This window comes from Bifidobacterium sp. ESL0769 (assembly GCF_029395495.1).
GTDB lineage: Bacteria > Actinomycetota > Actinomycetes > Actinomycetales > Bifidobacteriaceae > Bifidobacterium.
The window spans coordinates 1,484,720-1,497,916 of record NZ_CP113918.1 but is presented as its reverse complement, the minus strand read 5'-3'; the positions used below and the strand labels follow the sequence as shown (position 1 = coordinate 1,497,916).

Here is a 13,197-nt window from a genome sequence, read left to right as displayed (position 1 = left end):
AGGCACACCGAACGAATGGGATTTAAGCTTGGAATCCGTTACTATGGAATCAGAATCTGACAAGGAGGGCAATGATGTCCGAAACCACTCAATTTAAAACCACAACGCAGCATATGTTGAAGACTTCGAAGGTGTATGCCAAGCACACGTTGATGGGCGGTCTCTCGGGTTTTCAATCTCCTATAGGATTGGATCGTCATGATCGTATCAACGCGCTGCGTACTGGCGACATCGGCTTCGTCCATTCCTGGGACATTAACACGTCCGTAGACGGGCCGGGGACCCGTATGACCGTATTTATGAGCGGATGCCCGCTGCGCTGCCAGTTCTGCCAGAACCCCGACACCTGGAAGATGCGCGACGGCCAGCCGGTCTATCTCGACGATATGATCGAGCGCGTCACCCGATACAAGGACGTCTTCCAAAGTACTGATGGGGGAGTCACCTTCTCAGGCGGTGAATCGATGATGCAGGGTAAGTTCGTCTCGCGCGTTTTCCATGCCGTTCGTAAGGAAGGCATTCACACCTGTCTCGACACTTCCGGATTCCTCAACAGGGAATGGACCGACGAGATGATTGACGATATCGATCTGTGTTTGCTCGATGTTAAGTCCGGCGACGAAAAGACCTATCACGAGGTGACTGGCAGCCAGCTTGCGCCGACCATCGACTTCGGTCAGAGGCTCAACAAGGCCGGCAAGAAGATCTGGGTGCGTTTCGTGCTCGTCCCGGGGTTGACCGATAGCGTCGAAAACGTCGAGAATGTGGCCAAAATCTGCGAGAGTTTCGGTGATGCCGTCGAACATATCGACGTGCTCCCGTTCCACCAGCTCGGCCGCCCGAAGTGGCATCAGCTCGGCATTCCTTATCCGTTGGAGACCAAGGAAGGCCCCTCCAAGGAGCTGAAGAAGCGTGTCCATGACCAGTTCAAGGCCCACGGTTTCGAGGTCTACTAAAGAAAACTGAAACCCAGAATAATTTGTTGTTCATGCACCGGACAGAGGAATCATGCAATCCCCGTCCGGTGTTATAGTATGCAGCATAAGCGCTGATCCGTTATCGGCGGGGAGCTTTCGGAAGAACGGTCGTTCACTTGAGGTGAGCGGCTTATTAGAACCGACGGGTGGGCCCGAGACAGCCTGTACTTCAAGCGGTTGCGTTGCGTGGTACGTTTAGTATTCACAATGTAACAAGCGAGGTGGTACCGCGGTAACGGCGCGTGTTAGCGTCCGCCATCGTCCTCGTGGTAGTAATGACATCTGCCAAGCGAGGAGACAGCGGTGAGCGAAACCACCAATTCCCATGTGTATCCCAAGGCGTCCGTAGGCGAGCAAAGCGCGCACGTCGCGCCGAACCCGAGCTTCCCCAAAATGGAAGAATCGGTGCTCGACTATTGGGACAAAGACGGCACCTTTGAAAAATCCGTCGAGCGCAACCCCAGCGGCGACCACAGCGACAACGAATTCGTCTTCTTCGACGGCCCGCCGTTCGCCAACGGCCTGCCGCACTACGGCCACCTCTTGACCGGTTACGCCAAGGACGTCATTCCACGCTACCAGACCATGAAAGGTCGCAAGGTCAACCGCGTGTTTGGCTGGGACACCCACGGCCTACCCGCGGAGCTCGAGGCGCAGAAGGAGCTCGGCATCGAATCGGTCGACCAGATCGAGGAAATGGGCATTGAGAAGTTCAACGATGCCTGCCGCAAGTCCGTTCTCAAATACACCAACGAGTGGAAGGATTATGTCCACCGTCAGGCTCGCTGGGTCGATTTCGAGCACGGCTACAAGACGCTGAACACCACCTACATGGAATCGGTGATGTGGGCGTTCAAGACGCTCTATGACAAGGGCCTCGCTTACAAGGGCTACCGTGTGCTGCCGTATTGCCCGAAGGACCGCACTCCGCTTTCAGCGCACGAGCTGCGTATGGATGCCGACGTTTATCAGGACCGTCAGGACATCACCCTTTCCGTCGCCGTTAAGATGCGTGATGAGGACGACGCTTACGCCGTCTTTTGGACGACTACGCCTTGGACCGTGCCGACCAACTTCCTTATTGTCGTTGGTGAGGATATCGATTATGTCGAGGTCAAGCCTACTGAAGGCAAGTTCGCTGGGAAGAAGTTCTACCTTGGCAAGCCGCTGCTCGGCTCGTATACCAAGGAACTTGGCGAGAATTATGAGGTTGTTCGTGAGCTCAAGGGCAAGGAGCTGGTCGGCCGTCGCTACTGGCCGGTTTTCCCATATTTCGCAGGTGAAGAAGCCGAGTCTGAAGGCCATGTCCCCGGACCGAACGCCTACCAGATCCTCGCCGCCGACTACGTCGACACCGTCGAAGGTACCGGCATGGTCCATCAGGCTGTCTATGGCGAAGACGATATGAACACGCTGAACGCAGCCGGCGTCAATTGCATCGACGTGCTCGACGCTAGCTGCACCTTCACCTCCGCTTGCCCGGACTACGAAGGCATGTACGTCTTCGACGCCAACCTACCCATCCTGCGCAACCTGCGCAACGGCGACGGCCCGCTGGCCCGCATCCCCGAGAATCATCGCGCGCTGCTCTTCCAGGAGAAGAGCTACGTGCACTCCTACCCGCACTGCTGGCGTTGCGGCACCCCGCTGATCTACAAGCCGGTCTCCTCCTGGTTTGTCTCAGTGACCAAGATCAAGGACCGTCTGCTCGCCAACAACCAGCTGATCAACTGGATTCCCGAGAACGTCAAGGACGGCCAGTTCGGCAAGTGGCTGCAAAACGCCCGCGACTGGTCGATCTCCCGCAACCGCTTCTGGGGTTCGCCGATTCCCGTCTGGGTTTCCGACGACCCGAAGTACCCGCGCGTCGACGTTTACGGTTCGCTCGACGAGCTCAAGGCCGACTTCGGCGACTACCCGCGCGACGGCGAGGGCAACGTCAACATGCACCGGCCCTATATCGACAACCTCACGCGCGTCAACCCTGACGACCCCACCGGCAAGTCGCACATGCACCGCATCTCCGACGTGCTCGATTGCTGGTTCGAATCCGGCTCCATGCCGTTCGCGCAGTTCCATTACCCCTTCGAAAACAAGGAATATTTCGAACAGCACTTCCCGGCCGACTACGTGGTCGAATACATCGGCCAGACCCGCGGCTGGTTCTACGTGCTACACGTCATGGCCACGGCCCTGTTCGACAAGCCCGCCTTCAAGAACGTCATCTGCCACGGCATCGTACTCGGCGACGACGGCCAGAAGATGAGCAAGCACCTCAGGAACTACCCGGACGTCAACGGTGTGTTCAACGACTACGGCTCCGACGCGATGCGCTGGTTCCTTATGTCCTCGCCGATTCTGCGCGGCGGCAACCTCATCGTCACCGCCGACGGCATTCGCGACACGGTGCGCCAAGTGCTACTGCCAGTCTGGAGCTCGTACTACTTCTTCACGCTCTATGCCAACGCGGCCAACGGCGGCAAGGGCTACGACGCTCGCGCACTGAAACCCGAGGAAGTCGCCGGACTGCCGCAGATGGACCGTTATCTGCTGGCCCGCACCCGCAGGCTCGTGGTTTCGGTCGAGCACGCGCTCGATACTTTCGCCATCTCTGATGCCTGCGCCGCGGTGCAGGACTTCATCGACATGCTCACCAACTGGTACATCCGCAACAACCGCGAACGCTTCTGGAATGAGGACGGCAACGCCTTCAACACGCTTTACACCGTGCTTGAGGTGCTCATGCGCGTCATGGCGCCGCTGGCCCCGATGGAATCCGAGTCGATCTGGCGCGGCCTGACCGGCGGGGAATCGGTACACCTGGCCGAATGGCCGTTCGTCACCGTGCAGGATGAGGAATCCCACGATGTCGGTGCCAACGCCGAATCGACCGGTGAACTCAACCAAGGCAAGGAAACCGAGCTGGGACGCGTCTTGGTCGACGAGCCGGCGTTGGTCGACGCCATGGAGCAGGTGCGCGAGGTCGTTTCCGGCACGCTTTCGCTGCGCAAGTCCTGTCAGATTCGCGTGCGTCAGCCGCTCGCCAAGCTCACCGTTCTGGTCGACAACCCTGATGCCGTCGCCGAATATGATGATATCCTCAAGACCGAGCTCAACGTCAAGGACGTGGAATTCTCAACGCTCGCCGATGCTGGCAAGCACGGTCTCAAAATTGTTCACGATCTGAAGGTCAACGCACGTGCCGCCGGCCCAAGACTCGGCAAGCAGGTGCAGTTTGCCATCAAGGGTTCCAAGTCCGGCAAGTGGCATATCGACGAATCCGGTGCGCCGGTGGTTGAAACACCGAGCGGTGACCTCAAGCTGGAAGAGGGCGAGTACACGCTCATCAATCAGGTTGAGGAAGTCGGTGCCGAAGACCGCGCCAACGACGTTTCTGCAACGCTTCCTGGCGGTGGCTTCGTCATTCTCGACACCGCCTTGAACGATGACCTTATCGCCGAAGGGTATGCCCGCGATGTCATCCGCGCCGTGCAAGACGCTCGTAAGGACGCCGACCTCGACATCGCCGACCGCATCAGCCTCAAGCTCGATGTGCCGGCTGCCGATGCGCCGAAGGCCGAGCAGTTCCGCGACTTGATCGCCCACGAAACACTTGCCACCTCGCTCGATATCAATGCCGACGCGTCTGTCGACGAACTGAAGGTCACAGTCGCCAAGCAGTAAGTAGCTGTTGTTGTTACCCGTTGCTGTGTTCCCGTTGCTGATTCAGCGGCAACACAGCAACGAAAAACAGCAGGAAGCCAATGTGGTGAAGCGGTAAAACCATAAAAGGGTTGTGAATCAACTGGTACAATCACCGATTGATTCACAACCCTTTTATATTGCTTTGGCTCTTAAATTTATTACTTTGTGATAATCTTTAATTTTTTACGCTTTGGCAGGTTTTGGCTTTCTGGCAGTCAAAAGTCTGAAGCTCTCTTAGCGTAGTTGAATAGCGATAGGGAAGTACTTGTATATATAAGCGAAAAGCATCAAGTCCCGTCACTTGATGACGCTGAGCACTCCGTCCGAGCCGATGGCCGGCAAAACGTTCGGGTCGCCTACCTTGGAGGGGTCGATACCGATGCTGTGGCAGAACTGCTCCGAGCTGTGCGAAAGGTCGCTGAACACGTCTACCGGCCAGATGTGTCCGTCCACCCGGATGGTGGGGGTGAAGAAGCTGTGGGTGCCTTGCACCGTGGTGTAAAGCTCCCTGCGTTTCGAGTTATAGTTCGTGGCTTTGGTGATGTAGTCCGCATACATGCCGTTCATCGCCTCGTTGGCGACATCGGGTTTTACGCCGGCCTTGATGGCCTGGGCCGCGATCTGGTCGTTGCTGACGTCTTTGTAATGATTCTCGTTCGGTTGGAAGTCGCGTTCGAACAAGGCTGAGACGAAAGCGGCCGTGTGGTCGGGGTCGTGCGCCGAAACGTAGGCCACGGCGCTGGCTGTGCGCGTTGAATATTGCTTGGTCTGAGGGGTGTCGAGGAAATTGACCACATGGAATTCGAGGTTGATCTGCCGGGCGTTTTCCATGCGGATCAGCGTCGGCTCGAGTTCGCGTGCGAGCTTGCCGCAGTAAGGGCAGAGGAAGTCCTCATAGACTTCTACGGTCGGGGCTTTCGGATTATACTTCGTCTTGCTGTAGGCGCGCAGTCCGCCCTGTTTGGTCGCGTTCGCAGGCTTGTTTGTTACATGCTGCAGTTGCGCATAGGACTTCGACAGCGCCTCGGGAGAGCTTTCGGCAACGGCGGCCTTGTGGCTGTTCCATACCCTTATTCCGGTGCCCGCCACAATTGCCACCACAATGATCGCCGTGATGATCAGGATGACGTTGCGCAGTTTGCGTTCCTTTTTGGCGTGCGCCTCCGGCTTTTCCCCGCCGGGCGCAGCAGTCCCAGCTTCCTGAATCGGTTCGGTTTCGGCACGTACTGGTTCCTCAACGTTGTTGTCGGTATTCACTTCAATCTCTCCCATTGATATCAACGATGAGGATATGGCATATTAGCGAATCGATATCGTCATCAAATTTGAAATACAACTGAAGCTTATATTGTATTATGTCATACGTCAAGTCAAAAGATTTAGGCAAATACATTTAATACGTCAATATAATTACTTAAAATCTTGTAGTTATGTGAATATATAGGCGTATGTAAGACAGATTACTTTCATTTAAATGGTTATATTTACAAAATATGACGTATATGCGTTTATCGTGAGACATAGAAAACAAGCAGCGGCCTCGTCGATTCGCCGGCTCGTTACTCTCCGGATTATTCGTCCGAAGTTTCTCCGCCAGCTGCTGGTAGCACGTCTGGGTTGCCAACGTCCATCGGCTGCAGACCAAGATTGCCAATGAAACGCTGAACGATTTTCCCGTCGTTATCGGTGGTGTTGAGTTCTGATACCTTTCCGTTGATGCGGATGGTCGGAGGGAAGAAGCCCTTGGTGCCGTGCAAGGCGGTGAAAAGCTCTTTGCGCTTCGTGGTATAGACCGTAGCCTTGCTGATGAACGAAGAATATGGAGCCTTTACGGCCGTTTCGGCGACGTCTTGGCTCACCCCGGCTTTGGCCGCCTGTTCGACAATCTGCTCGTCGGTGACGTCTTTGTAATGGATTGCGTCGGGCTGGAAATCCTTTTCGAACAACGCCCCGACGAAGGCCGTTACGTGGTTCGGGTCATGCTCGGAAACATAGGCCACTGCGTTCGCCGCCCTGGTGGAGTAGCGGTCGGTGGAAGGGGTGTCGTACAGATTGACGATGTGGAATTCAAGGTTGATCTGCCGCGCCGCCTGCAGCTTCTCGAGTGTTGGCGTGAGCGCGCGGGTCAGGTCGCCGCAGTAAGGGCAGAGGAAGTCCTCGTAAATCTCCACGGTCGGGGCGTCGGGATTGCGTTCGCTTTGCCGGTAAGCCGGCAGTCCGCCAGCTTCGGTGGAATTAGTGGGTTTGTCGCTGACTCTCTGCAACTCGTCATAGGCTTGGGCCTGGGTTTCGGGCAGAGCCTGCTTCGATGACTTCTTGTTTTGGTTGATGCCGATGGAAATGCCGATGACCAGAATCAGCACCATCACGATGAACGCCGCGATGCCGCCGATAATTATTTGTGTACGGCTGGTAGCACCGCTGCCGTGGCCTGCGCGTGGTATGTCGTCTTGGACGCTTTCAGGTGGTGTGGAAGTGAGAAGTGATGGGGCTTTTCGTTTTTTGGGAGCGCGTGACCGTGAATGCCTGCCGACGTTGTTCATTTCCTGATCACCCGATTCCCCTTCAAGAACGCTTCCGGACATTGCCGAATTGTCAATTACGCCACTGTGGCGAATTTTATCGCTTTGTTCAGATAATCGGCCGTTCGCAGAAAATAAACAAATAGTCAATTTCGGCATATACGGGGGTTGTTAACGTATAACAAGGACGAAGACAGCAAACAGTTTTGTGGCAAATATCAAACCTAAAATGATTCTATTCGAATCTGATAACAAAGGTGAGGTTTGAGCAAGATCTGAGAAATTCGGGTTAATGCTGTGGTTTGTTCGTGATCGTAGATCTATCGGACCTTCTCAAACCCTTTTCGGCTCCTTGCTCGCTCCGATGGAGGGCAGCACACTGCTATTGCCCACATCCCGAGACTTGATGCCAACACTGTGCTCAAAGTCTGCGGCAACGTCGACGTAATTGATGTCTTTCAATGACCAAATGCAATTGTTGACGCGAATCAAAGGCGTGCCGAAGCCGCCGTTCGGGTAGAGGGCGGTGTCGCACAGTTCCGGACGGTGAAGAGTGGTGTAGGTGGTCGCTTTGCTCATGTATTCGGCGTAAGTGCCTTGCATGGCTTTTGTTGCCACGGTCTTGTCTATCCCTGCTTTGACGGCCTGACAAATAATCTGATCATCGCTGACCGGTTTGTAAGCGGTTTCGCTGGGTTGAAAATCTTTCGCGAAAAGCTGGGATACGAAATCCATCAGATGATCGGGGTCGTTGTCTGCGATATAGGCGGCGGCGCTCGCCGTGCGCAGCGAATAGTGATCGGAGGATTGGCCGTCGAGGAAGGTAATCGGATGTACCTCGATATTGATTTGCTGTGCTTTGTTCATTTTCTTCAGTGTCGAGTCCAAGTTGCGATTGAGCTCGCCGCAGGAGGGGCACATGAAATCGAGATAGATTTCCACAGTCGGCGCCTTGGCGTTGAGCTTGGCTTTCTTGCAGGCGTAGAGGCCGGCTTTATCCGTCGCATTGGCGGGCTTTTGCGCCACCGCCTGCAGATCGCGATAGGCGGCGGAAGTGGTCTGGCTTTTGATCTGTACGGACTTGCTGTGCCGGCTCCATCCGGTCACGCCGATTACCGCCACCAATGCCACGACAATCAGCATCACGAGGGCGCCTACCAGTGTCTGCTGACGACGCTCTTTCGCCGCGATTGCGATGGCTTTGGCCTCGGCGGCCGCCTTGGCTTCGCGCCTTTGTGCAGCCTGTTTTGAAAGGGCGCGTGCCTGCGTTGCACGCGTGGTTGTGGAATGTCCTTTACTGTGTTTACGTGACATCTTGCTCAGCTTCCCGTGTTGCTCCGTTGCGCATTGCGGCAAATAAAACCCTGACTTCTTTAAATTATACAAGTAGGAGTGAAATTTTTGGTGCAAATGTCAGACCTGCATTTTAATGTATTGCATCTGTTTTGTATTCGAAGTGATTATTAGACAAAGGGTAATGATATTTCATCCTTTGGAACGATGGCGGAAACGTCGTAAACCCGTATTCTTAGGTATTGGTTAGGGGACTATCAACGGGTATTGCCGGCGGACTTCGGGTATCGTGGCGGCGCTCGCAGCTTCTAAAACAAGACAGACATTATTAAAAATTAAGATAAGAATCGTTGACATCTACGGCTGACAGCCGCGGGAAATAGTGAATGAAAGAGAATTTTAACGTTATGAGTAGGAACATGAACGGTCTGGCCGCGCTTGTGGCAAGCGTGCCGACCATACCGCTGAGGCCTGTATCCATGCCGTCTTCGGCTCCGGCCGGTTCCGGTCAGCATGTGCTTACCGGGCATGGCATATATGATGAGGCAGCAATGACGAACAATACTGCTGCGAACAATCGCAATATCACCAAAGCTGCGTCGGACTATCTCTCAAAGGCAAGACTCGACAGCGTTGCGGTGACTGAACAGAGCAATGCTACTTCAATGATGACAGGTACTTCCGATACGCTGGCTGCGAACGCTACCCGTCAATCGGACAAAAGAGCGTCTTCCGGCTTTTTGGGCAGGATTCGTTCCGGCCGGTTGGGGCTGACGACTTTCGACATCAAGATGATCGGCGTGGTGCTGATGGTGGTCGACCACGTCCATCAGATGTTCGCCTCGCAAGGCGCACCGAGCTGGCTCGACTGGTTCGGCCGGCCTGTGGCCACGTTGTTCTTCTTCGTCAGCGTCGTCGGCTTCTCGCATACGCACAGCAAAAAGGCCTATATGGTGCGGCTTTACGTGTGCATGGCGCTCATGGCCGTTATGGATTACGTGCTGCAACAGACCATCAACTACGACGGCGCGCAGCTGGTCAACAACATCTTCCGCGATTTGTTTATTGGCACGATTTTCATGGCCGCCGTCGATTGCTTCGAGGCCGCGTTCAAGAAGCGCGGGAACAAGGCTTCCGCCGGGTTTGGCGCGGGAGTGCGGGGCGGCGACGAACGCACCGGTTCGATGCATGGTGTCATTGGCCGCAACACTGCTGTTTCAAGTGTGGCGAGCGGTTCTGCGGCTGGCCAGAATATTATGCATGCAAACCGTCATGCCAGCAGCGTCACCCGAGGCTTCCGCGTCAAGAAGAATTTGGAAGGTTTGCTGCTCCTCGCGCTACCGTTCATCCTTTCGCTTGCGCTGCTGCCGTTCATGAGCCATGCGAACGGCGCGGAAAGCGGAACGATGCTCTGGGTGTTGCGTGCGCTGACCGCTTTGGATCCCGCGATCCTGCTTGCCGAAAACACCGTCATGGTGCTGCTCATCCCGGTAATGTACGCCCTGCGCAACGTCCATCACAGTCTGGTATGGCAGAGCGTTGCGATTGCCGTGGTCGCGGTGCTATACGCCTTGACCGGGCAGACGCAGTGGATGATGATTTTCGCCATCATCCCGATTCTGCTCTACAACGGCGCCAAGGGGCGTGGTGACAAGTACTTCTTCTATATCTTCTATCCTGCCCATATTGCTGCGCTTTATGTGCTCGCGAGCTTTGTCTGAAAGGGTATTGCTCAACGGATTTGACAAGAAATTATTAATCTCGAAATGAGATATGAAAAAGGTTCCGCTGCAACTTCATCGTCGCAACGGAACCTTTGGGTTTCTATTGTGCCATTGCACGATGCTGAAATAACACAATAGAATTCCGTAACCATACCATCATAGATATTTCTGCTGTATCGGCAGCGCCTTGCCATCCGGGCCTATGGACGGCAGAATCTCGGGATTGCCGACCTGTGCACGCGCAAGCCCCACGGAATGAATGAAGGTCGGGGGAATGTCCTGGAGCGTGTGAAGCTTGCGATAATGCCACATCTCACCGTTGATGCAGATGGTGGGGGTGGAGAAACGGAACTCGTCCTGCATGTGGACGTAAAGCTCCTTGCGTCGCAAAGTGTACTTCGTGGCCTTGTTGACGTAGTCGTTGTAGGTGCCTTTCGTCGCGCTTTCGGCGACGTCTTTGCTCACCCCGGCCTTGAGCGCCTGTTTGACGATTTCCTGATCGCTGACCTCGCGGTTGTTGTTTTTGTTCGGCTGGTAGTTCTTGCTGAAAAGGGCCGTCGAAAAAGCGAGGAGCTTGTCGGGCTCGTGGGAAGAGACGTAGGCGAAGGCGCTGGCCGAACGCGTGGAATAGTGGTTCTTCGTCTTGGAATCAAGGAAATTGACGGGGTGGATATAGAGGTTGATCTGACGAGCCTTCTGCATTTTCTGCAGCGGCTCGGAAAGGCCTCGCTCCACGCTTGCGCAACCTGGGCAGAAGAAGTCGACATAAAGATCGACACTGGGGGCCTTCGGATTGTAATCACTGGCTTTGAACGCGGGCAGGCCACCCTGCTTGGTCATGCCTGTCGGTTTCTGGGTCAGCGTTTGCAGCTGCTGGTAGTTGTGTTCTTCGCCGTGTTTGTGGTCCCAGTAGGCGTAGCAACCCGCAACGACGATGATTACCGCCAGGACCGCGGCCAGGATGCTGCAGACGAGGATAACGTGGCGCTGCTGTACTTTGTCGTGGGTTTCGAGGGCTTCTTCCTTTTCTATGGCTTCTTCTATTTGTGCTGATTCTGAGGCTTGTGCTATCTGCGCTTGCGTTTGACTTTGCGTCTGCTTTTGGCTCTTGCTTGCCTTGAGAGCGAATGTCTTGATTTTGCCGTTTGCTTTGCTCGCTTTATTTGCGGGTGTTTTGACGTTCTTGTCCACGTTTTTCGTATTCTCGTTTGTTGTTCCAGGCTTCTGAGCGTCATTGCCGTCATTGACTTGACCGTTGCCTGTTGCCATGGCGTATCTCCCCTTGACCTGCTTCGTGCTGTGATGAAAATCTCAGTTTTATGTCTCTCTGACACTCTACTAGTTTTTGTGTCCGAACACCAACGGCACCAGTATCTGAGTCGATATTTGGGCAAGTCTGCGGTTAATCGTCTGTAATATATCAAACGTTTAATCTGATAAATCGTGTCGAGAACAAATGCGTACAAACGACTGTGTGTATCTTTTGAAGTCACGTTATTGACTTGGGCACGTAATTGTTCTTATTCGTTTGCTAAAGTATCTCGTATAAATGTGCGATAACAACGAGGTAATTGGCATGATGCTCTCGCAACTGAGCGAAGCCGAAGAGGAGGGTTATGGGCCTAAATATTTGGTTTATAACCGGGGTTTGGTCCATTACTCCGACTCCCAGCTTTTGATGTACGACAAGAATAGTAACGTGTTTCACAACCAGCAATGATGTTAAACAACAATGAGAGGAATGCATAGATGCGTGAACTCAGCCTGGATGATCTCAATGCCGCAGCCAAGATTGGTGGGCCAAGCACATTATCCGAAAAGACGATGTTGGAACCTGCCGCTGGCACTGAAGGTATCGTCGCGCCGGCAAAGTATTTGGATGGAACCTCATCGACATATGTGTTCGAAGACAGGTTCATAGACGGGCAAGCCAAGAAAACGGTGCTAATTGATTCCCGAACTTCCCAAAACAATCGTCTTGAGGATTATATTTCCAAGGCCATTAAAGACGGGCATCCGGTATTTGCGAATATGCCGAGAATTCAGGTCACTTATCAAAGCGATGATGGTACCGGAACAATCCAGCCGGAGCGTTATCTGGACGTTGATCTACCGCATCGTGCTTTTGACGCGCACATCAGAATCGGTTCGGTTGATGGCACTCCCACTTCGCAGTTGCCGGAGTACATCAAGGCCAGAAACTCCACTCTTGCGGATATGCGTGCAATTTTCGATTTGTCTCCCATCACGGTAGCTATGGGTGCTTGGGATTCGACGCGTAACAAAAACCAGCTTCGCATTGCTTCATCGTTCAATGGAGAGATTATCGGGGTGTTGGCCAACCAAGAAGATGGGAAACCTGTGTATCGTGCTGGTGCTCGTGTGGATCCGATGGCGGCAAGCATGAAGTTCAATAAGGATGAGGCGCAACAGATTGAGGGCAGGATACATGACGATCTGACCGATAAAACAGATAAAAAATTTATTAAAGAAGGTAACGGATCGACAATTGGAATTGGTGCGATTCCTCCAATGGCTGGGAGAAAAGGAAAGAACGGGAAAGAAAATCCTCCAGACGGTATCGCGGTCAGTAACATCATTCGAACTCATGTGCTGAGTTTTAGTACCTTGCGCTCGATGAGTTTCGGCGCAGGTAAGGAAGGTGATGAGGCAATTCGCGCGCTACTTGCGGCCATGCTGCTTGACGCCATGGCTGGTAGCAACACCGAATTGAATTTACGCGCCAACTGTATGCTTCGTGAGTCAGCAAAACCTGTGACGATTTTGGATAAGCGTTTTGGCGAGCAGGAAGAGCTGGAGATGTTGAGTCTTCAACATGCTGATGAGCTGTTGGAACAGGCTTACCAGCAGGCCCACGAAAAAGCGAAAGTTGACTGGAACGGGCAGATTCTGAATGTGGACGGTAATGAGTTGGTTCCGAACCGTGCTTCGGATAAAGACTCTGATAATGATTAG

General features: G+C 54.0%; 8 protein-coding genes. 4 read left to right on the top strand and 4 right to left on the bottom strand.

Translation table 11 applies throughout. The features are described from left to right. Positions 1–74: 74 nt before the first annotated feature. Together pflA and ileS are read left to right on the top strand one after the other, a co-directional pair. Positions 75–956, top strand: a complete 882-nt coding sequence (gene pflA, locus OZX72_RS06050; RefSeq protein WP_277159385.1) for a pyruvate formate-lyase-activating protein — start codon at positions 75–77, stop codon at positions 954–956. 324 nt (positions 957–1,280) lie between these two features. Beyond that, on the top strand, positions 1,281–4,661 hold the full coding sequence (gene ileS / locus OZX72_RS06045) for a mupirocin-resistant isoleucine--tRNA ligase (RefSeq protein ID WP_277157782.1): 3,381 nt from the start codon (positions 1,281–1,283) through the stop codon (positions 4,659–4,661). 318 nt (positions 4,662–4,979) lie between these two features. On the opposite strand, the gene OZX72_RS06040 is transcribed toward ileS, so the two are convergent. The 3 genes from OZX72_RS06040 to OZX72_RS06030 all read right to left on the bottom strand — a co-directional run bounded on the left by OZX72_RS06040 (position 4,980) and on the right by OZX72_RS06030 (position 8,518). Next, positions 4,980–5,954: a thioredoxin domain-containing protein gene (locus OZX72_RS06040; RefSeq protein WP_277157781.1), complete on the bottom strand. Its 975-nt coding sequence runs from the start codon at positions 5,952–5,954 to the stop codon at positions 4,980–4,982. A gap of 299 nt (positions 5,955–6,253) precedes the next feature. Continuing rightward, on the bottom strand, positions 6,254–7,267 hold the full coding sequence (locus OZX72_RS06035; protein ID WP_277157779.1) for a thioredoxin domain-containing protein: 1,014 nt from the start codon (positions 7,265–7,267) through the stop codon (positions 6,254–6,256). Between the two features lie 270 nt (positions 7,268–7,537). Then, positions 7,538–8,518, bottom strand: a complete 981-nt coding sequence (locus tag OZX72_RS06030) for a thioredoxin domain-containing protein (protein ID WP_277157778.1) — start codon at positions 8,516–8,518, stop codon at positions 7,538–7,540. Between the two features lie 386 nt (positions 8,519–8,904). On the opposite strand from OZX72_RS06030, the gene OZX72_RS06025 reads away from it, so the two are divergent. Continuing rightward, the gene (locus OZX72_RS06025) at positions 8,905–10,218 is read left to right on the top strand and encodes a TraX family protein (protein ID WP_277157777.1); all 1,314 of its coding nucleotides are present in this window, start codon (positions 8,905–8,907) and stop codon (positions 10,216–10,218) included. Positions 10,219–10,377: 159 nt separating this feature from the next. Here OZX72_RS06025 and OZX72_RS06020 read toward each other — a convergent pair whose 3' ends face one another. Further along, positions 10,378–11,490, bottom strand: coding sequence for a thioredoxin domain-containing protein (locus OZX72_RS06020; protein WP_277157776.1), 1,113 nt, complete (start codon positions 11,488–11,490; stop codon positions 10,378–10,380). Positions 11,491–11,970: 480 nt separating this feature from the next. Between OZX72_RS06020 and cas7u the strand changes: the two genes are divergently transcribed. Further along, on the top strand, positions 11,971–13,197 hold the full coding sequence (cas7u, locus tag OZX72_RS06015; RefSeq protein WP_277157775.1) for a type I-U CRISPR-associated RAMP protein Csb1/Cas7u: 1,227 nt from the start codon (positions 11,971–11,973) through the stop codon (positions 13,195–13,197).

What these genes read in the sequence shown, in the direction of transcription:
- pflA (WP_277159385.1), top strand. Translation starts at nt 75, where the DNA reads ATGTCCGAAACCACTCAATTTAAAACCACAACGCAGCATATGTTGAAG.
- OZX72_RS06040 (WP_277157781.1), bottom strand. Translation starts at nt 5,954, where the DNA reads ATGGGAGAGATTGAAGTGAATACCGACAACAACGTTGAGGAACCAGTA.
- OZX72_RS06035 (WP_277157779.1), bottom strand. Translation starts at nt 7,267, where the DNA reads ATGTCCGGAAGCGTTCTTGAAGGGGAATCGGGTGATCAGGAAATGAAC.
- OZX72_RS06030 (WP_277157778.1), bottom strand. Translation starts at nt 8,518, where the DNA reads ATGTCACGTAAACACAGTAAAGGACATTCCACAACCACGCGTGCAACG.
- OZX72_RS06025 (WP_277157777.1), top strand. Translation starts at nt 8,905, where the DNA reads ATGAGTAGGAACATGAACGGTCTGGCCGCGCTTGTGGCAAGCGTGCCG.
- OZX72_RS06020 (WP_277157776.1), bottom strand. Translation starts at nt 11,490, where the DNA reads ATGGCAACAGGCAACGGTCAAGTCAATGACGGCAATGACGCTCAGAAG.
- cas7u (WP_277157775.1), top strand. Translation starts at nt 11,971, where the DNA reads ATGCGTGAACTCAGCCTGGATGATCTCAATGCCGCAGCCAAGATTGGT.